General features: G+C 70.1%; 20 protein-coding genes. 19 read left to right on the top strand and 1 reads right to left on the bottom strand.

Going from position 1 to position 19,674, the window contains the following annotated elements; translation table 11 throughout:
* Positions 1–167 precede the first annotated feature (167 nt).
* The 12 genes from ACIQPQ_RS34405 (at position 168) to ACIQPQ_RS34350 (ending at position 10,791) form a co-directional block, all read left to right on the top strand.
* A complete protein-coding gene (locus ACIQPQ_RS34405) occupies positions 168–1,697 on the top strand; it encodes a hypothetical protein (protein ID WP_401312005.1) in 1,530 nt (509 codons plus the stop codon).
* Positions 1,698–1,751: 54 nt separating this feature from the next.
* A complete protein-coding gene (locus tag ACIQPQ_RS34400) occupies positions 1,752–3,026 on the top strand; it encodes a phage portal protein (RefSeq protein WP_401312002.1) in 1,275 nt (424 codons plus the stop codon).
* Positions 3,019–4,062, top strand: coding sequence for an HK97 family phage prohead protease (locus tag ACIQPQ_RS34395; RefSeq protein WP_401311999.1), 1,044 nt, complete (start codon positions 3,019–3,021; stop codon positions 4,060–4,062). Before ACIQPQ_RS34400 ends, ACIQPQ_RS34395 begins: the two co-directional genes overlap by 8 nt.
* A gap of 143 nt (positions 4,063–4,205) precedes the next feature.
* Positions 4,206–5,603: a phage major capsid protein gene (locus ACIQPQ_RS34390; protein WP_401311997.1), complete on the top strand. Its 1,398-nt coding sequence runs from the start codon at positions 4,206–4,208 to the stop codon at positions 5,601–5,603.
* 29 nt (positions 5,604–5,632) lie between these two features.
* Positions 5,633–6,286, top strand: coding sequence for an FkbM family methyltransferase (locus tag ACIQPQ_RS34385; RefSeq protein WP_401311994.1), 654 nt, complete (start codon positions 5,633–5,635; stop codon positions 6,284–6,286).
* Complete coding sequence (locus ACIQPQ_RS34380) at positions 6,277–6,981, top strand: hypothetical protein (protein ID WP_401311991.1); 705 nt, start codon at positions 6,277–6,279, stop codon at positions 6,979–6,981. Before ACIQPQ_RS34385 ends, ACIQPQ_RS34380 begins: the two co-directional genes overlap by 10 nt.
* On the top strand, positions 6,972–7,664 hold the full coding sequence (locus ACIQPQ_RS34375) for a hypothetical protein (RefSeq protein ID WP_401311988.1): 693 nt from the start codon (positions 6,972–6,974) through the stop codon (positions 7,662–7,664). The genes ACIQPQ_RS34380 and ACIQPQ_RS34375 overlap by 10 nt, the downstream gene beginning before the upstream one ends.
* A complete protein-coding gene (locus tag ACIQPQ_RS34370; RefSeq protein WP_401311985.1) occupies positions 7,661–7,972 on the top strand; it encodes a hypothetical protein in 312 nt (103 codons plus the stop codon). The genes ACIQPQ_RS34375 and ACIQPQ_RS34370 overlap by 4 nt, the downstream gene beginning before the upstream one ends.
* Positions 7,973–7,975: 3 nt before the next feature.
* On the top strand, positions 7,976–8,365 hold the full coding sequence (locus tag ACIQPQ_RS34365) for a hypothetical protein (protein ID WP_401311982.1): 390 nt from the start codon (positions 7,976–7,978) through the stop codon (positions 8,363–8,365).
* Positions 8,366–8,408: 43 nt separating this feature from the next.
* Positions 8,409–9,341, top strand: a complete 933-nt coding sequence (locus ACIQPQ_RS34360; RefSeq protein WP_401311980.1) for a hypothetical protein — start codon at positions 8,409–8,411, stop codon at positions 9,339–9,341.
* Positions 9,338–10,141 carry a hypothetical protein gene (locus ACIQPQ_RS34355; protein WP_401311977.1) on the top strand — a complete coding sequence of 268 codons (804 nt, stop codon included), beginning with the start codon at positions 9,338–9,340 and terminating at the stop codon, positions 10,139–10,141. Before ACIQPQ_RS34360 ends, ACIQPQ_RS34355 begins: the two co-directional genes overlap by 4 nt.
* Positions 10,142–10,329: 188 nt before the next feature.
* Entirely contained in the window at positions 10,330–10,791 is a 462-nt protein-coding gene (locus tag ACIQPQ_RS34350) for a hypothetical protein (protein WP_401311975.1), read from the top strand.
* On the opposite strand, the gene ACIQPQ_RS34345 is transcribed toward ACIQPQ_RS34350, so the two are convergent.
* Complete coding sequence (locus ACIQPQ_RS34345) at positions 10,778–11,245, bottom strand: hypothetical protein (protein WP_401311972.1); 468 nt, start codon at positions 11,243–11,245, stop codon at positions 10,778–10,780. The two genes, ACIQPQ_RS34350 and ACIQPQ_RS34345, sit on opposite strands and share 14 nt — an antisense overlap.
* 98 nt (positions 11,246–11,343) lie before the next feature.
* Here ACIQPQ_RS34345 and ACIQPQ_RS34340 point away from each other — a divergent pair, with 98 nt between their 5' ends.
* The 7 genes from ACIQPQ_RS34340 (at position 11,344) to ACIQPQ_RS34310 (ending at position 19,674) form a co-directional block, all read left to right on the top strand.
* A complete protein-coding gene (locus ACIQPQ_RS34340; protein WP_401311969.1) occupies positions 11,344–11,676 on the top strand; it encodes a hypothetical protein in 333 nt (110 codons plus the stop codon).
* Positions 11,676–11,951 (top strand): hypothetical protein, encoded by a 276-nt coding sequence (locus tag ACIQPQ_RS34335; RefSeq protein WP_401311966.1) that lies wholly within the window; start codon positions 11,676–11,678, stop codon positions 11,949–11,951. The genes ACIQPQ_RS34340 and ACIQPQ_RS34335 overlap by 1 nt, the downstream gene beginning before the upstream one ends.
* Positions 11,952–11,954: 3 nt before the next feature.
* Complete coding sequence (locus tag ACIQPQ_RS34330) at positions 11,955–12,437, top strand: hypothetical protein (RefSeq protein WP_401311963.1); 483 nt, start codon at positions 11,955–11,957, stop codon at positions 12,435–12,437.
* Positions 12,438–12,440: 3 nt separating this feature from the next.
* A complete protein-coding gene (locus tag ACIQPQ_RS34325) occupies positions 12,441–12,914 on the top strand; it encodes a hypothetical protein (RefSeq protein ID WP_401311960.1) in 474 nt (157 codons plus the stop codon).
* 109 nt (positions 12,915–13,023) lie between these two features.
* A complete protein-coding gene (locus ACIQPQ_RS34320) occupies positions 13,024–13,467 on the top strand; it encodes a phage tail assembly chaperone (protein ID WP_401311957.1) in 444 nt (147 codons plus the stop codon).
* Between the two features lie 187 nt (positions 13,468–13,654).
* Positions 13,655–18,217 carry a phage tail tape measure protein gene (locus ACIQPQ_RS34315; protein ID WP_401311954.1) on the top strand — a complete coding sequence of 1,521 codons (4,563 nt, stop codon included), beginning with the start codon at positions 13,655–13,657 and terminating at the stop codon, positions 18,215–18,217.
* Positions 18,214–19,674 carry a hypothetical protein gene (locus ACIQPQ_RS34310; RefSeq protein WP_401311951.1) on the top strand — a complete coding sequence of 487 codons (1,461 nt, stop codon included), beginning with the start codon at positions 18,214–18,216 and terminating at the stop codon, positions 19,672–19,674. The genes ACIQPQ_RS34315 and ACIQPQ_RS34310 overlap by 4 nt, the downstream gene beginning before the upstream one ends.

Here is a 19,674-nt window from a genome sequence, read left to right as displayed (position 1 = left end):
GCAGTCCTCAGGGGATGTCAAGGCAGATGTCGCGCAATTCGCTGATATTTTACGGCTGTTGGCGGAGAGTCGGCAGCAATCTGGCGCTCTCAAGCTGCTGTTGGCGGAGATCCGGCAGGGTCAGGTAGGCGCTGGACCCCCCGTGGCGGACCCGGCGGGAGGTGTCGGTGTCGCGGACCTCACCAAGCGGATCGCTGACCGCCGCCGCCAGGCCGAGGGTTGAGGTCCACCCGCCGTACGCGTACTCACTCGGCGCGGAGGCATGCGACCTCGCGGCCCGCGCGGGCCTGATCGCGGACCAGTGGCAGGCCGATGCCGCCGAACTGCTGCTGGCCTGCCGGGAGGACGGCAAGTGGGCGTGCTTCGAGTACGCCGAACTGGTCGCCCGGCAGAACGGCAAGGGCAGCATCCTGGAGATCCGCGTCCTGCTCGGGTTTTTGGTGCTCGGCGAGGACGTCATCCTCTGGTCGGCGCACGAGTACAAGACGGCCATGGAGGCGTTCCGGCGCGTCCGGCGGCTGATCAAGAAGCTCGGCAAGCAGGTCGGCAACAACGAGAACCTGTACGAGATCGACGGCGTACGCATCAAGATCTCGAACACGAACGGCGAAGAGGGCTTCGAGCGGCTCGACACCGAGGCCCGCATCAAGTTCGTCGCCAGGTCGAAGGGGTCCGGCCGAGGCTTCTCCGGGGACCTCGTCATCATCGACGAGGCGTTCGCGTACACGCTGGTCCAGCAGGACGCGCTCATGCCGACGATGCGGGCCCGCCCGAACCCTCAGATCATCTACACGTCGTCGCCGCCGCTCGACGGTGATACCGGGGACGTGCTGTACATGCTGCGCGCGCGAGCCGAAGCAGGAGGGGACGACTCGCTCGGCTACCGGGACTGGGGCGCCGACGGCGACCTCGACCACTTGGAGAAGGTGGACCTGGACGACCGGCGGCTATGGGCGGCGACCAACCCCGCCTGGGGCGGCCGGGTCTCGCCGGAAGCGATGCTGCGCGACCGCCGCGGCATGTCGCCGAAGGGCTTCGCGCGCGAGATCCTCGGCATCTGGCCGCGCCGTTCGCAGGGCAACATCGTCATCGACCCCCGACTGTGGGCGACGATGGCCGACGAGCGGTCCGCGCGCACCTCGGCCGGCGGGGTCGCCCTCGGCGTCGACATCAGCCCGCTGCGGGACTACGCGGCGGTATGCGTCTACGGCGTGCGGGAGGACGGCCTCGGGCACGTCCACCTCGCCGACTACCGGTCCGGAACCAAGTGGCTGCTGCCCCGCCTCATCGAACTTCGGGGCGCCCTGGGGCCGATCGCGCTCGCCATGGGCCGCGGCACCCACGCCTTCCTCGAAACTGAGCTGAAGGCCGCGGGTTTTCAGTTGCCGGAGGACAAGGATTCGCCGGAGGCCGGAGACCTGGCCGTCACTGGGGCCATCGAGATGGCGGCCGCCGCCGGCCAGGTCCTCGAAGGGGTGCGCGAGCAGAGCTTCCGCTACGTGCCGTCCGAGGACCTCGACACCGCAGTCGCCGGAGCCAAGACCAAGCAGTCGGGCGACACGATCGCCTGGGCGCCCGCCACCTCGGACGTCGAGATCAGTCCCCTCGTCGCGATGTCCCTGGCCCGCTGGGTGTACGTCGCCCGCAGCTTCCTGCTCGCCGAGCAGCAGTACGACGTCCTGGACTCGATCTTCTGACCACCGCTCTCGCTGACCGCTGCGGACGGTCCGCTGACGCCTGGAGGGGGCCGCATGCGTAACCCCTTGCGCCGGTGGGGCTGGACCCGCGGAGCCAGCGGCGCCGCGCGCGCCGCCGAGCAGCGGGACCTCGGACCCGGGGACGTACCGTGGCCGGTCGACGACCTGGCGGCCCCGGCCGCCGTCTCCGAGCACGGCGCGCTCCGCCTGACGCCCGTCTTCGCCGCAGGCCGCCTGCTTGCCTCGTCGGTGTCTTCGCTGCCGATCAAGCAGTACCGGCGGACGGGGGAGTCGACGACGAAGCTGCCGCTCTCCAGCCTGTTCCAGAAGCCGTCGTCGCAGGGCACGGTCGACGACTGGTTGTGGCGGGCGATGACATCGCTGGTGTACCGCGGCAACGCCGTCGGTCTGGTGATGGAGCGCGACTGGCTGGAGTTCCCGACCCGCATCGAGTGGCTGAACCCGGCGGACGTGTTCGTGCAGGACTCCATGCCGCTCGGCACCCGCGGCAGCTTCACCGACCCGGTGTGGACGTACGCCGGTGTCGAGATCCCCGCGTACGACATCGTGCACATCCCCTGGATGACGATGCCGGGCCGGGTGTGGGGCCTGTCGCCGATCGCCGCGTACGCCGTCACCGTGTCGACGGGCCTCGCCGCGCAGAAGTTCGTCGACGACTACTTCCGGGCCGGCGGGCAGCCGCCCGGCCACTTCCGGAACACCCAGCAGACGGTCGATCAGAAGCAGGCCGGGATCATCAAGAGGCGGCTGGTCGCTTCGATCCGGTCCCGGGAGCCGATCGTGTACGGCAAGGACTGGGAGTACAAGCCGATCACGATCTCGGTCGCCGAGGCGCAGTTCTGCGAGACGCAGCGGCTGACGGCCACCCAGGTCGCCGCGATCTACGGCATCCCGCCGGAGAAGATCGGCGGCGAGACCGGCGGCTCCTACACGTATTCCAGCCCGGAGCAGCGGCAGATCGAGTTCATCCAGGACGCCTTGCTGCCCTACCTGGTGAAGCTGGAGAACCACCTCTCCGGGCAGCTGCCGCGCGGCCAGTACATCAAGTTCGACGCGGACGCCCTGATCCGGGTGGACATCCTCACCCGGCACTCCGTCTACGAGAAGCAGCGCCTCATCGGCTCCTCGAACATCGACGAGATCCGCAGCAAGGAAGACGAGCCGCCGCTGCCCGACGGCAAGGGCGCGGACTACACGCCGCTTCCCATCCAGGCCGGTTCGAACATCACCGTCCCGCAGATCCGCGGCGAGAGGCCGCCACAGGACCCCGGGCTGCGCCTCATCACGACAGGGAGACACCATGGTTGACCGGCGACAGCTACGGGACTCCCCGGAGCGCCGCGGCATCGCGTCCGGCCAGTTCGAGCTGCGCGCACAGGGCGGGCAACTGCTGCTCACCGGCTACGCGTCCGTGTTCAACAAGCCGTACGACGTGTACGGAGGGCCGCCGTACGGCTGGTCCGAAGAGGTCGACCCGGCCGCCTTCGACGTCACCCTCGGCGCCCGTGCCGACGTCCACCTGCTCATCAACCACGACGGGATGCCCCTCGCCCGTACGAAGAGCGGCACCCTGAAGCTGTCCACGGACACCACCGGCCTGCACGTGGAGGCCGGACTGGAGCCCTCCGATCCGGACGTGCAGCGGCTGATGCCGAAGATGACCCGGCGCGACATGGACGAGATGTCCTTCGGGTTCCGGGTCAAGAACGACGAATGGAACGAGGACTACACCCAGCGGCGGCTACTGGAGGTCTCCCTCCACAAGGGCGACGTCTCCGTCGTGAACTTCGGTGCCAACCCGGCCACTTCGGTGCAGCTCAACAGCGCCTCCGATGCTCTGGAGATGCTCGCCGCCCTCGACCCCGAGGCGGCGATGGCCGAACTCCGCTCCGACGGCGTCGGCCTGGAGCGCCTCACCCGCGCCCGGGACAACGTCCTCGCCCTGCACCGGCAGATGAAGCCGCAGCCCAAGGTCCCCGGTCGGCTCACCCTGGCGGAGGCACGCGCCATCGCCGACGGCGAGGTCGACGTGAGCCTCGCCGCGCAGATCCCCTCCCACTCGGCTGGGGTCACCGCAGACGCGCTGGACCGGCGCGCGGCCACCGCGGCGGCCGCCGGGAGCCAGGTTGTGCTCCGCTACATGCACGCCTGGGTCGACCCCGACGGCGACCCCGAAGCCGCTGACTCCTACCGGTTCGCCCACCACGAGCCGCGCATCGGCTCCCCGGCGAGCCTCCCTGCCGTCCGGCACGCGCTGTCCCTGCTCCCACAGGCCGCGATGCCCGACGAGGCGAAGGCCGCCGCCGAGCGGCACCTGCGCCGCCACCTCGACGACGCCGACTGACCTCGGCGCCACCTGAGTTTCCCGTGGTCCAGCTCGGACCACACGGTCGCTGTCGCCCGCCTGGCACTGGCGCTCGACGGCTCATCACGGCCTGGCACTGGCCGCCGTCATGATCCGTATCGCCAGGAAGGCAGGGCACCACCATGCCCGCAGACGAGCGCTTCCGGCGGCTGGTCGCACGACGCGAGCAGACCGCCCGCGAGCGCGAGGACATCCTCGCCAAGCGCAAGGCCATCACCGACCTCGCCGAAGAGGAGGCCCGCGAGGACCTCCTCCCGGAGGAGGACACCGAGTTCCGTGAGCTGACCGGCCAGATCAAGGCCAAGGACGACGAGCTGCGGCAGCTCGACGAGCGCATCTCGGAGCTGTCCGACGAGGCCGAGCGCGACCGCACCGTCACCGAGGGCGCTGCCGCGGTGAAGCGCGCCAAGGCGCGCGTCACCAGCGTCAGCGAGGCCCGCACGTACGAGCGCGGCAACGGGCGCAGCTACCTCCAGGACCTCGCGCGGGTCCAGCTCAACATGGACGCCGACGGTGGCGCCCGCGAGCGTCTCCAGCGGCACGCCCAGGACGTCCAGACCGACCCGGAGTACCGGGACCTGGACCGCACCGACGGTAACGGCGGCTACTTCGTCCCGCCGCTGTGGCTCATGAGCCAGTTCGTCGAACTGGCCCGCGCGGGCCGTGCGTACGCCAACCTGGCGGGTCCCCAGCCGCTGCCCCCGGGCACGGACTCGATCAACATCCCGAAGGTCACGTCCGGCACGACCACTGCGATCCAGACCGCGGACAACGGCGCCGTGTCCGAGACCGACATGGACGACGACTTCATCAACGCGCCGGTGCGTACCATCGCCGGTCAGCAGGACGTCGCGATCCAGCTGCTCGACCAGTCGCCGGTCTCCTTCGACGAGGTCATCTTCAGGGATCTCACCGCCGACCACGCCACGAAGACCGACCTCCAGGTCATCTCCGGTTCCGGCAGCTCCGGGCAGGTCACCGGCGTCCGGGCGACGGCCGGTATCGAGACCGTCACGTACACCGACGGCTCGCCGACCGTGGCCAAGCTGTACTCGAAGGTCGCCGACGCGGTGCAGCGCATCCACACACTGCGCTTCATGGCGCCGACCGTGATCGTCATGCACCCGCGGCGGTGGGCATACCTCCTCGCCGCGACCGACGGCAACGGCCGTCCGCTGGTCGTGCCGGACGCGGGCAACCCGCAGAACGCCATCGCCACGCTCGGAGCCGTCGCCGCAGAGCAGGTCGTCGGGCAGATGCACGGCCTCCCGGTCGTCACCGACCCGTCGATGCCGACCACGCTCGGCGCAGGCACCAACCAGGACGTCATCCACGTCCTGCGCGCGTCCGACCTCCTGCTGTACGAGTCGGGTCTGCGCTCGCGGGTCCTTCCGGAGGTCGGCTCCGGGAACCTGACCGTCCGCCTCCAGGTCTACGGGTACCTCGCGTTCACCGCGGGCCGGTACCCGAAGTCCGTCGTGGAGATCGGCGGCACCGGACTCATCGCCCCGAGTTTCTGAGCACCTTCCGAGCAGGAGAGAGGTCCAGCATGCGGAACCCGTTCGCGGCGCTGCCCTCTCTCCTGCCCGAGCTGGGGCTCCGCGTCCAGCACGTCCTGCACGTGGGGGCTCACCTCGGGGAAGAGGTGCCCTACTACCGGCAGGCGGGCATCACCAGCTTCACACTGGTCGAGCCGAGCCCGTTCGCCGCCGGGCGACTGCGCGAGTCAGTCCCGGAGGCCATCGTCATCGAAGCGGCCTGCGGCGCCCGCCGAGGGCGGGGCACGCTCTCCGTCAACGCGATCCGCACCTCGTCGACGCTCGCCGAACCGCACCCCGACGATCGGATTCTGAACAGGGTCCCCGTCGAGGTGACCACCGTCGCGGCCATCGCCCCTGACAGCGCCGACATGCTCGTCGTTGACGCGCAAGGACTTGAGCTGGACGTCCTGAAGGGCGCCGACGACCGGCTGAGCCGGTTCACCGTCGTCGTGTGCGAGACGTGCACCGTCGACGACCGGACCATGGCCGCGCCCCACGACCAGGTCGTCGCCTTCATGGCGGCGGCGGGCTTCCGGGTCGCGACGGTCTGGGAGCGCAGCTACGAAGAGATCTCCTGGTACGTCCGAGGCGGCCCCGGCGCGGGAACCTCATACGACCGGGTCAACGACGTCGTCTTCGTTCCGGAGCTGCCGTGCGGGTGATCGTGGCCGCCGCCGGCCCGCAGACCAGGTGGGCGGGCTACCTCGGTACCCGGTCGCACTTCGTGCCCGCGCGCGTGGACCTTGCAGCGCCCGTCACGTTCCCGCTGCTCGAACTCGTGCTGCTCCAAGCGGTGTTCTGGGCTGATGACGTGTGGCTCACCGCCCCGGCCGACGACCCGCGCCCCTACGCGGGCCTCGCCCGCTCCTACGGGGTGCACACGCACATCGCGCCCCCGGCCACCCGCAACGAGTTCGAGTCGACCCGCGCGGTCTGGGCGGACGGCCGGACCAACGTACTTCTCCTCGGCGACGTCTGGTGGACTCCGGCCGCGCTCGCCAAGGTCTTCGCCGGAGCGGCGGACGGCGGGTTCAGGTTCTACGGCCGCCAGCACGCGTCCACGGTGACAGGCACGCCGTACGGGGAGATCTTCGCCCAGTCCTGGACGGATTCGGCAGAGATGCGCCGCCTGACCGACGCCGTACGGGCCGAGCAGGACGCGGGCCGGGCCGACTCGACGAAGCACGGCTGGACGATGCTCCGGCTCCTTCAGGGCACGCCGCTGCGCGAGCATGTCGTGCGGCCGCCCTGGTGGGTCGAGGTCGACGACGCGACCGACGACATCGACGTTCCCGCCGACTATCGCCGGCACCCCGCCACGAGGGGTCTGACCAAGGGAGGTGCCGCGTGCACGTGATCGGCCTGCTGTCCTGGTGGGAGGAACCCGCGTCCTGGCTCGCCGAGTGCGTCGCCGGGCTCGCCCAGATCTGCGACCACCTGATCGCCGTCGACGGCCCGTACGCCCTTTTCCCCGGGGCGACGAAGAAGCCCGCCTCGGGCAGTGAGCAGGCGGACACCATCATGCGCGCGGCGGCCGGGGCCGGTCTGGGCTGCACCGTTCACATCGCGCGTGAGCCTTGGTGGGGTGGCGAAGTCGCCAAGCGGGACTACATGCTCCGGCTTGCCATGACCATGGCCCGGCCGGGCGTCGACTGGCTGCTGCGCGTCGACGCCGACGAGGTGTTCACCCAGGTGCCCGTCGACACGAAGAAGATCCTCGGGGAGACGGAGCTGGACGTCGCCGAAGTCACCATGTGGGAGCGCGGTGACGAGGACTCCCAGTTCCCCCTGCGGGTCCTGTACCGGGCGCTGCCCGGCATCCGCATCCAGCAGGCCCACTACGTCGTCACCGTCCCCGGCACGGACGGCGGCAGCCGCGTCCTTGTCGGCAACGACACCGTCCACCGGCAGGAGACCGCGCTGCCGCTGTGGGACGTCCGGCTGGAGCACCGCACCCGGCAGCGTTCGCCGCGACGCCGCGCTCTGAAGGACCAGTACTACGCCCAACTCCCGGAGATCGAGCAGGTGAGCGAGCTGTGACGAAGGACCGCAGGGACATCGACGAGGCCTACAAGCAGGCCATGATCAGCGAGTGGCGCGCGTACAGGGACTCGGGCCGCACCGAGCAGGCCGACCACGTCGCGGCAGTCCTCCTCGCCGAGTACGACCACGACGTCCACGACGTCGAGGCCGACGGCAAGGAGACCGCCGTCAGCCAGCAGGCGCCGGAGACGACGGCCGCCGCGAAGCCGCCGCAGACCGCCGTCGAGCCGAAGCCCCAGACCGCCGGCGCGCGCGGTCCGGCGAAGAAGGCTGCCGCGGTGAAGTCGGCCGCGAAGGACTCCTGACCGGTGGCCGGTCTCACCGACGTCGGGGAAAACCTGGTCCTGGACTGGCTCAACCCCGACCTGTCTGCGCCGGTCAGGCCAGTGTCTCCTCTGAAGGTGGCCCTGCTGAGCGTCGCCGGGTCCGACAGCTCGGCAGGCACCGAGGTAAGCGGCGGGACGTACGCCCGGCAGACCGTCGCCCTGACCGCGGCCTCCGGCGGCGCCGCGGTGAACACCGCCGACCTCGTCTTCGACGGCATGCCCGCCACCGACGTCGTGGCCGTCGCGATCTACGACTCGTCAGGCAGCCCTCGCCGCCTGTGGGCCGGGCCGCTTGCCGCGCCCAAGACCGTCGCGAACGCCGGGGACACCTTCACCATCGACGCGGGCGACCTCAGCGTCACCCTCGACTGACCCCCCCACTCCTCTTCGCGCCCGACGAGCAGGGAGGTGACCTGTGCCCGCCCTCGCTGACCTGATCGATGACTTCGACGACGACGTCATCGACGCCGGGCTCTGGCCGGGCTCCTTCGGCGCCGTCAGCGAGACCGGCGGCCGGGCCCGGGTCGCCTGCGACAGCGGGTTCAGCGCCTACAGCTCCGGCCTGCTCTACTCGCTGGCCGGATCGGCGATCTACCTCCGCGTCTACCCGCCGTCCGCCGGGGGCGCCACAACGGAAGCGTGGGCGCAGGTCCTGGTGCAGGCCGGGGGCGGCACGGACCTCATGTTCGAGATCGATGCCCTCGGCGGCGTCCTGAAGTGCATGGCGCGCTCCGGCTACTTCGACCCGGACGTGGTCGCCATCCCCTACGAGCCAGACGCCCACGCCTGGCTGCGGATCAGCGAGACGGCGGGCACAGTCACCTGGGAGACCGGCCCCAACCCGCAGGCGTGGACGGTCCGGCGCACCCGGGCCACCCCGGAGTGGGCCGCCACGGGCACAGAGCTGGAATTCCAGCTTCTCGCCCACCGCGGCGACGGCACGCCCGACGCCGCCGAGTTCGACAGCGTCAACGTGCCCCGCGGCACGGTGGTCCACGGCGCCACATCCCTTGTCGCCGTCGCCACCCTCGCCGCCGAGGGCCGAGTCATCAGCCCCGGCAGCGCGGCGCTGGCGAGCGTCGCCGCACTGGATGCCGCAGGCCGGACCACTGTGCGAGCCGCCGTCCTCCTCGAAGCGGCAGGGGGCCTCACCGCCGTCGGGCACATGACCGGTGGAGGCGCCGCAGTGCTCGCCGCGAGCAGCAACGTCACCGCGGCAGGCCGTGTCACTGCGGCCGCCACACGGGGCCGTGCGTCCGCCGCAGTGCCCCGCCAGCCCTCTGCCACGGCAGGACGGTCCCTGACACCTACCGCCCGTGCTGGCCTGCCCTCGGGGAGCAACTCGTGATCGACCTCGGCTCCGTCGTACAGATCGCCGTCGACGTGCGCGGCGCCGACGGCGCCCTGACCGACCCGGCGACCGCCGCGCTCACCGTCACCCTCCCCGACGGGACCACCGCCGCGCCCACCGTCCCCCTGCCCTCCGGCACCGCTGGGCAGATCCGCGTCGACTTCGTCACCGCGCAGGCCGGGCGGCACATCTGGCGGCTGGTCACCAGCGGCCCTGTCACCGCGTACGCGGACACCTTCGACGTGCAGGACGCCGAGCCCGACGGGATCGTGTCGCTCGCCCATACCAAGAGGCACCTCGGCATCGCCGCAGACGACACCCAGTACGACGAGGACCTGAGGGCATGGATCGCGTCGGCCACCGACGCCATCGAGAAGCACCTCGGCACCGCCGTCGCACGCCGAACGGTGACCGAGCGTCGTCGCCCGGACCGGTATGGGCAGCTGCTCCTCAGCGTGTTGCCTGTCATCGGCCTTCTGGTGGTCACGACCCCGGACGGCTCCCGGACCTGGGACACCGACAACCTGGACGTCGACGACACCGGCACCGTCACCGCACCCGCCGCAGCAGCACTCACAGTGCCGGTCGACGTCACCTACAGCGCGGGCGTGGCCGTCATCTCCGACGGAGTGCAGCAGGCCGCGCTCATCATCATCCAGCACCTGTGGGAGACCCGGCGTGGCGCGAACGGCGTGCAGCTCGGCGGTGAAGACGAGGCCTGGAACCCGGGCAGAGGCTACGCCGTGCCACGCCGCGCGATCGAACTGCTGGACTCCCCGCTGCCTGGAGTGGCGTAGATGGGCCGAGAGATCGTCCAGGTCGAGGTCCGCGCCGTCTGTGTGGTCTCACGCCACAACTCCGAGCAGGACAACGCCGACGACGTCCTCATCGACGAACTCCGGCGGCGTCTCGCCGCCGCCACCCGCCCCATCCTTGATGATTCCCGGACGCCCGGATCATCAGCTTCACCGAAGGGCTCGGATAGATGCCTTGGTCCACACGCGTACCGGACACCATCGACGCCCTGGTGGACGCCTTCCGGACGGGACCCGAACTGGCCGACGTCACCGTCTGGGACGGCCCCCAGGTGTCGAAGGCCGCGCCCAAGGAGATGCTCACCGTCGCGTTCACCGGCGACGACACCGACAGTGACGTCGAGGCCACCGCAACGCCCGAAGGCCTGGGTGGCGGATCGGACCGGGAGGCGTTCACCATCCGCTGCGCCGCTGCCGTCCTCCTGGGCACCACCGACATGCAGGCCGCTCGCCGTCGGGCGTACGAGCTGTACTCCGCGGCCGGTGCCGTCATCGCCCGCGACCCCCGCCTCGGCGGGAAGGTCATACGCGCCCGTCTCGGCTCGCACACCTTCAAGCAGACCCAGACCCCCTCCGGCGCTCAGGCCATCGTCATCTTCGGTGTCGACTGCGACGCCTTCACTCGCCGATGACGTCCGCCATCGGCGCATCACAATGCGGGCACACGGCCCGCTGCTTCGCCCGCTCACCAGCCGCGCCCGCCAGGCCCGCCACCACGAGCAGGGCCACCACCGCGGCGACGAGCCCGAGCCACGCCGGATCGATCAGGGCCGGCCACACCACGAGCACCGCGACCAGCCCCGCCCCGCTCGGCTCGAACTGCCCGGCCACCGCCCAGATCGCCGCCACCACGGCGGCGAGCTGACACAGCGCGAGAACGTTCAGCGCACCCGCGGCGCCGCCCTGCCTCCGTGGAATCACGAACTGCTCGCACCGCCCGCACCGAGGAAGCCCGTCGGTCGGCGAACCCTTCGTCTCACGCGCGTCGGCCCGCGCGCGCAGCGCCTTGATGGCCTCGATCTTCGCGGTGCCCGTCAGCTCGGGCTGGTCCCGCTCGACCTGGGCTTTCGCGTCGCTCAACCGCATGAGGTCCCCCTGACGTCTTTCGTCCCCTTCGGCTCGGATCGTCCCAGGTCGCGCCCTGGTCCGCAACGAGCGCAGCTCACAGCCCAGTTGGGAGAGAAATGGCCGCCTTGACCACGAACGTGGTCCCGCTCACGGGGCTTCGTTTCGACGACAAGCTGGTGTCCGCCGCTGGAGGCGGCGACACCGCGCAGACTGGCGCTGGAGTCGTCCTCGCCGTGAAGAACGCGGACGCGGGCAGCCACACCGTCACCGTCGCCACCCCCGGAACGGTCGACGGGCTAGCCGTCGCGGACCGGGCGGTAGCGGTGGCCGCCGGTCAGACGATGCTCATCCCGCTCACCGACCGCTACCGCAACCCCGGCACGGGGCGGGCCGCGATCTCCTACGACGGCGTCACCTCGGTGACCGTCGGCGTGTTCCGGATCGCCTGATGGGCGCCGTATGGATGCGGCATCCCAGCCTGCCGCCGGAGCAGCTCATCGAGGTGCCCGAGAAGTCGGTACCCCACCACCAGTCCGCGGGCTGGGAGATCACCGAGCCGCCCGCCCCCAAGCCGAAGCTGCCCCCGCCGACGGTCCCGGGCGTGGCCGAGCACAAGGCCGCTGAGGACGAACCCGAAGGCGCCGCTTCCGAAGACCCGGCCCCCGAGGCGGAGGCCGCGACCAAGCCCCGGCGTGCACGCCGGGCATCCACCGAGGAGAGCTGACCCATGGTCGCCACGCCGATCTCCGCGTCGTCCCGCTATATCCCGCCGGGCACGCGCCAGTACTACTTCGTCCCGTCGATCGCGAGCAAGGCAGCGCCGACCCGGCCCGAGCTGGACGCGGGCACCGACCTGACCGGCGAGGTCGCCGACGTCTCCGGCTTCCAGACCACGAGCGAGAGCACCGAGACGCCCGACCTCGGGACCCGGTTCACCTCGAAGATCCCAGGCCGGATCTCCGCCGACGACTCCAGCATCACCATGTACGCGTCGGAGGACTCGCAGGACGTCCGCCAGCTCCTGCCGCGCGACACGGCCGGGTTCATCGTCCAGTTCCCCGAGGGCGACGAGGCGGGGAAGACCATGGACGTCTTCCCTGTGAAGGTCGCCTCGGCGCCGAAGATGACCGACATCGAGGACCCGGCGAAGATCGAGGTGCAGTTCACGATCACGTCGGAGCCCGCCGAAGACGTCATCGTCCCGGCCTGAGCCATGCTCCGGCTCAGGACGACGGGTGAGGACCTGCGGCAGGTGTCTGCCCGGCTGCGCCGCATCGACAACCCGGAGATCAAGAAGCGCTTCCGCAAGGAGCTGCGGGCAGTCGCGACCCCGTTCGTGCCGCTCGTACGCAGCTCGATCCGCTCCATCCCCTCCACGCGCCCTTACACGGCCGACGGCCTGCGGGGACGCATGTCGAAGGCGACCCGGGTCGAGGTCCGCACGGTCGGCCGCGACGCCGGAGTCGCCATCCGCGTCGACGGCCGCAAGATGCCCTCCAACATGAAGGCCCTGCCCAAGGGCATGGAGGGCACCAAGCGCTGGCGGCACCCCGTCTTCGGTAACCGCGAGTTCTGGGTCACCCAGCAGCCCCACCCCTACTTCTTCCGCGTCGTACGCCCCGCTGGCGTGGCCGGACGCCGCGCCGCCGCGCGCGTCGTCTCTTCCATCACCCGCGACGTCAGCTGACCCGCTGACGCCGCCCCGGCTGTCGCCCGCCTGGCACTGGCGCTCGACGGCTCGTCACGGCCTGGCACTGGCCGCCGTCATGACCCGTACGCCAGAAAGGCACTTCACCATGGCGCTGTCCGCAGACGCGATCCTCGGAGCCGAGGACACGCAGATCAAGACCGTCGACGTCCCCGAGTGGGGTGGCGAGGTCGCCGTGCGCGGCCTGACCGGCATGGAGCGCGACGCCTACGAGGCGTCCATCCAGCAGATCCGGCCCAAGCCCGACGGGACCCGCGAGGTGGTCTTCGTGCGCGACAACGCGCGCGCCAAGCTGCTGGTGAAGTGCCTGGTCGACCCCGACGGCAGGCGGCTCTTCAAGGACACCGACGCCCCGGCGCTCGGCAAGAAGAACGGTGCCGTCATCGACCGGCTGTACGACGTCGCGACCGAGCTGTCCGGGATGAGCGACGCCGCTCAGGACGACATCGAGGGAAACTCCGAAGCCGCCCCGAGCGGCGATTCCTCTTCGTCCTCGCCCGAGACCTCGGACGAACTGTCCGAGAACTCCTGACCACCATCAGCTCGTACGAGCTGAGCGAGTGGATGGTGTTGTACCGCATCGAGCAGGCAGAGCGTGAGGCCGCCGAGCGGAAGGCCTCGCAGGGGCCCACCAAGTCCCGCATGCCGAACCTGTAGCCGCCCCGTAGCCCCGGCCCCTGGCCCCGACCCGCGCCCCGGCGCGAAGAGGGGGTGCGGCCATGGCCACGACGGCGATCGTCTACGCGCTGATCGGCCGCGACCGGGCCTCGGGCGTCTTCCGTCAGGTGGGCCGGTCCGCGAACCGTCTCGCCTCGACTTCGTCGAAGGTCGGCGCCGCCATCAAGGCGTCCCTCGCGGTCGGCGCGATCGGTATCGCCGGGCTCGGGGCCGCCTCGATCAAGGCGGCCGGCGACTTCGAGAAGAACATGAACAGGGTCGAAGCCCTGTCGGGTGCGACCGGGAAGCAGCTGGTGAAGCTGCGCAACCAGGCGAAGGACCTGGGCAAGACCACCCAGTACGGGGCGGCCCAGTCCGCCGATGCCATGGCCCAGCTCGCCACCGCGGGCCTCGACGTCAATCAGATCTACGGCGCCATGCCGTCGGTGCTGTCGCTCGCTTCGTCCGAGCAGCTGAACCTCACCCGCGCCGCGGAGATCACGACCAACGTGCTCACCGGCTACGGGATGACCATCAAGGAGATCCCGCACGCCGTCGACGCGATGGTCAAGGCGTCGGTCAAGGCCAACACCTCCGTCGATGACCTGGGCGAAGCATTCAAGTACAGCGGCCCGATCGCCCACCAGGCCGGCCTGCAATTCGAGGAGGCCGTCGCCGCGACCGCCCTCATGGGCAACGCCGGCATCAAGGCGTCGATGGCGGGCACCGCCCTGCGTGGCGCGGTCACCCGGCTCCTCGCTCCCACCAAGAAGATCACGAACACGCTCAAGGAGCTGGGCGTCAACGTTGCGACGTCTGACGGGAAGCTGAGGCCGCTCACCTCGATCGTCGACCAACTCGCCAAGAAGGGCGCGACGACCGGACAGATCATGACGATCTTCGGTCAGCGCGCGGGCCCCGGTATGGCGGCCCTGATCCAGCAGGGCTCGACCAAGCTCGCCGGGCTGACGAAGGAACTGGAGGAGTCCGGCGGCACCGCCGACCGCATCGCCAAGATCCAGATGAAGGGCTGGCGCGGCGAGGTCATCAGGCTGAAGAACGCCTGGGAAGGACTGATGATCGAGGTCGGTGACACCGGGCTCCTGACCGGCGCCACCAAGGCTCTGTCCGGTGTGACCCTCGGCGTGCGCGAGGCCGCCGAGTGGGTCAACACCGAAGGCATCCCCGCCGCGAAGAGGTTCGGCACGGCCGTCGGCGACATGATCCCCGTCGAGAAGATCAAGTCCGGGTTCAGCCAGGCCAAGAGCCTTGTCGGTGACTTCTTCTCCGGTCTGAAGGGTCCCGAGAAGAAGGCGCCCACCCCGCTGCTGAAGCCGCTGCCCGCGTCGATGCAGCGGGCGCCGGTTGCGCCGACTGTCGCGCTGCCGAAGACCCCGCCCTCCGACGCGAAGAAGCTCGGTGAGCAGATCCGGGGAGCGGTCTCCGGGGGGATCGAGGGCGTCGACTGGTCGAAGGTAGGCGAGGCACTCGGCGGCGCGCTCGGAAAGTCGTTCCAGTGGCTCGCCAAGAACGGCGGGAAGCTCGGCAAGCAGCTCATCGACGCCCTGTCCAGCCTCGACTGGGTCGACGTCGGAAAGCAGGTCGGAAGCCAGGCCTTCGGCTTCATGATCGGCTTCGTCTCCAGCTTCGGCCAGGACCTCTTCAAGCCGGAGTTCTGGAAGAAGCACTTCTGGGACACGCTGATCGCGGCCCTGAGCTTCATCGGCATCGGCAAGCTGGCTGGCCCCCTCGCCAAGGTCTTCAGCAAGATCCCGATCTTGCGGATGTTCTCGCCGATGCTGCGAGGCGTCAACAAGCTGACGGCCCCCTTCTCGAAGGCCATCGGCAAGGTCATCAAGTTCTTCGGCTCCAGCCTCTGGAAGGGCATCGCGAAGGTTTTCCCGACCGCCGCGGGCGTCCTGGAGCGTGAGGCTGGGCTGCTGACCACGCGCCTTGGGGTGTGGGGTCTGGAACTGCTCGCCAAGGGCCGCTCCGCGATCACCTTCCTCGGGTCCGGAATCCGAAGCGGAGTCGGCTGGGTCGTCGCCAAGATCGGCGAGGTCATCGCGCTCACGCTGAAGCCCTTCGCGAAGGCAGGTGGCTGGCTGCTGTCGAAGGGGGCCGCCGTCGCCCGCGGCTTCGGCACAGGACTGCTCACCGCCGCGCGCGGGGCTGGAGGCCTCGCGAAGCGGGTCATCATCGACCCCACGGTCGGGGCGTTCCGGACCGCGGGGTCGTGGCTGCTGTCCAAGGGGTCCGCGATCGTGTCGGGCTTCAAGTCCGGGGCGGTCTCGGCGGCCAGGGGCATCGGAGCCTGGGGGCGCCGGTGGATCATCACTCCGGTCGTCGGCGCGTTCCGTACGGCCGGAACGTGGCTGCTGTCGAAGGGCACGGCGATCGTGTCCGGCTTCAAGTCCGGTGCGGTGTCCACTGCGCGCGGCATCGGAGGCTGGGCCAAGCGCACGATCGTCACGCCGGTGACGAGTACCTTCGGCAAGGCCGGTTCGTGGCTGGTCTCCAAGGGAACTGCCCTGATCTCCGGCCTGAAGTCGGGGATTGTCAGCGGGGTCAAGGGCATCGGCGGCTGGCTGAAGAAGACCCTGATCGATCCCATCGTCAACCGGGTCAAGTCCTACTTCGGCATCCACTCGCCGTCCACCGTCTTCGCAGGGATCGGCGGCAACCTCGTCGCGGGCCTCTTCAAGGGCCTCGCGACGACGTCGGGCACGGCCATCGCCAAGACGATCTTCGGTGACATGCCGTCCGCACTCGGCGCGATCGTCGGCAAGGGCCTCGTCTCCATCAGCAGCCTGCCGGGCAAGGCGATCAAGGCCCTGGGCGGCCTCGGCAGCAAGGTGCTCGGCTTCTTCGGGCTCGGCGGAGGCGGCGGCTCCGGCGGCAGCAACCGCTGGGCGCCACTCGTGTCGTCCGTCCTCCAGATGCTCGGCGCGCCCGCCACCGCTCTCGGCCCCGTCCTCAAGCGCATCCAGATGGAATCCGGCGGCAACCCCAAGGCCATCAACAACTGGGACATCAACGCCAAGAACGGCGACCCCAGCCGCGGCCTCATGCAGACCATCGGCAGCACCTTCAACGCGTACGCCGGCCCCTTCCGCGGCCGCGGCATCTACGACCCCCTCGCCAACATCTACGCGGGCGTCAACTACGCGATGCACCGGTACGGCGGCAACTGGGTCAGCGTCATGACCCGGCCCGGCGGCTACGCCGAGGGCACCCGCGGGGGGCTCGCGCCGTTCGGCCAGACCGCCTGGGTCGGGGAGAAGGGGCCCGAGCTGATGCAGGTCACGTCCCGGGGGACGCGCATCTTCTCGAACGAGGACTCGATGGCGCTCGCCGCCCAGGGTGGCATCAAGTTGCCCGGCTACGCCTCCGGCACCATCCAGAACGCCTCCGACCGCTCCCGCACCGCGAGGTCGAAGGTCGAGGCCGCCAAGGACGCGGTCGCCAGGGCGAGGCGCCGTCACAAGGGCCTCGCGGCGGCGCAGAAGAGGCTCCAGGCGGCAGAGAAGGAACTTGCCGCCGCGAAGCTGAGCCTGCGCAACGCCCAGCGGTCGGCGAAGACGTCGATCTCGAACACGATCAAGACCGGGCTGCTCAAGACGCTCCAGACCGGCACCTCGTCGAAGATCGCCTCGACAGTCAAGAGCCTTGCGACGAAGCTGCTGAACGCGGGCTACGACAAGACCGCAGCGAGCATCCAGAAGAAGGGCAGTAAGCTCCAGGGGCTCGCCGACAAGCGGACCAGTATCCAGAACCAGATCAAGGCCGCCAACCAGTACGCCACCGACCAGGCTGGGAACATCACGGAGTTCCTCGGCATCAGCGGCACCTCGGCGACCTCGTTGGACCAGCTGATCGCCCAGATGACGAGCCAGCAGAAGACCGCCTCCAGCTTCGTGGCGCTCACCCGCTCCCTGAAGGCGCGTGGCGCTTCGAAGGACCTCCTGGAGGAGCTGTCCGAGGCAGGGCCCGGGAGCCAGCTCGCGGCAATCCTGGGTGACCGCTCCGTCGCCACCCAGGACATCACCAAGCTGAACTCGCTGATCAAGTCGGGCAATAGCCTCGCCACGTCCTTCGGCAAGGACATGGCCGACCTGATGTTCGACAGCGGAAAGGATGCTGGCAGGGGCTTCCTCGCGGGGCTGAAGAGCCAGGAGAAGGAGCTGGGCAAACAGATCAACAAGCTGGCCAGCGACCTGGTGAATCAGATCAAGAAGGCGCTGAAGATCAAGTCGCCGTCGGTGGTCATGCGAGACCAGGTCGGCAAGAACGTGGCCCTGGGCGTCGCGAGGGGCATCGACGCGCACGCCCCCTCCGTACTGACGTCGGCGCAGCGGATGGCCAACGCGGCTGCGGGCGTCTCCACCCGGCGGGTCGTCATCCCCAGCCCGGCGAGCACCACGAGCCTCCAGCAGGCGGCGGCCGTCCGCGAACTCGCGGCCGCAGTCCAGGCCAGCGGTTCATCCGACGGCGGGCAGTTCACGGGCGAGCTTGTACTCGACAGCGGGGAGCTGCTCGGCGTGATCCGAGGCACCGTCCGGCCCATGATCCAGGCAAGCGAGAAGGCCCAGGCCTACCGAGCGAAGGTGGGGCGGCCCCGGTGACCATCTCCTACGTGGCTGTCGGCGCCCTGTCCCAGGCGGCCAGCAGCATCACGCCCGCCTTCCCCGCCGGTGCGACCGCGGGTCGGCTCGCCGTCTTGCAGGTCGTCTCCGGCCACCCAGACGATGCCCTACCGTCCACACCCTCCGGTTGGACCCTGGTCGAGAGCTTCGCCAGCAGCTCAGGGTCGTTCGGCTCCGGAACCGGGCCGCGCCGCCTGACGTGGTTCGTGCGGATTCTGACCGGCTCGGACAGCGCGCCGAACACCACGCTGCCGACTGGCACCGGCTCTGTCGTCTCCGGCCGAGTCCATGTCCTGTCCCGCAGCGCGGGCACCGACTGGCGGTGGGCGGCGTCCAGCGGCGAGGACTCCTCCAGCGGCACAGGATTCTCGGCCGCAGCCACCCCCGCCCTGACGTGGGCCGTCGGTGACTTCGTCCTCGTCGGCTACGCCCTGCCTGTCAGCACCGCCGCACTGTCCGCCGAGACCATCACCGCCTCCGGGGTCACCTTCGGCATCGTGACCGAGCGAGCCGACGACCAAGTCACCTCCGGCAACGCCGGTCGGCTCGGTGCCGCTTCGGCGACGGTCTCAGCAGGACCGGGCACGCAGGCGCCCACGCTCGCCGCCACAGCCTCCGCAGCCACCACCGGCGCCGCAGGAGTCCTGCGAGTACGCGAGGCGAGCGCGGACCTCGATGCCTTCGCACAGTCCGTGTTCCCGCCCCGCAATCAGGTGTCCGCCACCGGCCTTGAGGCGGACAACATCGTCACGGTCTCCCTGCTCCGGCAGGTCGGCAACGCGCTGACACCGGTGCGCGCCGCCACTGACGTCGATGTGACAGGGACCGACGTGCTGCTGCGGGTCGACGCCGAGCAGCCGTTCGGCGTCGCCCATGAGTACCTGGCAGTCCTCACCGATGTCTCCGGCCGTCAGTGGTCCGTCTACTCCAGCACCCTCTCGTCGACGGTCGACTCGGACGTGATCTCCGATGCCATCCGCGGCGTCGGCGCGCCCGTGAAGATCGAGACGCCGCTGGAGAAGGCCCGCGACCGTGACGCTACCCAGTTCAACGTCGGAGGCCGGATCGTCGTCCTCGGCAGGCCGCGCTCTGCGCCGTCCATGACCGTCACCGTCCGCACCGAGACCGACGAGGCAGGCGACGCCCTCAACGACGTCCTCGACAACCTCACCGAAGGCGTCCTCCTGCTCCGCAAGCAGACCTCTCTCCCGCGCCTGGACGGCACGTACGCGCTTCTCAGCGACACCGAAGCGCCCAACTGGTACGACGAGTACCGCTGGTTCACCATCGAGACCGTCAAGACCGAAGCGTGGCCCGACTCGATGGAGGCCGCCGGGTTCACCCTCCAGGACATCGCCGACAACTACAGCAACCTCCAGGACCTGGCGGACGACTTCACCACCCTCCTGCTCATCGCCCTGAACGACTTCGGCTGA

It is taken from the genome of Streptomyces sp. NPDC091281 (assembly GCF_044757425.1).
GTDB lineage: Bacteria > Actinomycetota > Actinomycetes > Streptomycetales > Streptomycetaceae > Streptomyces.
The sequence above is the reverse complement of the archived record's forward strand: the minus strand, read 5'-3'. Positions and strand labels throughout refer to the sequence as shown.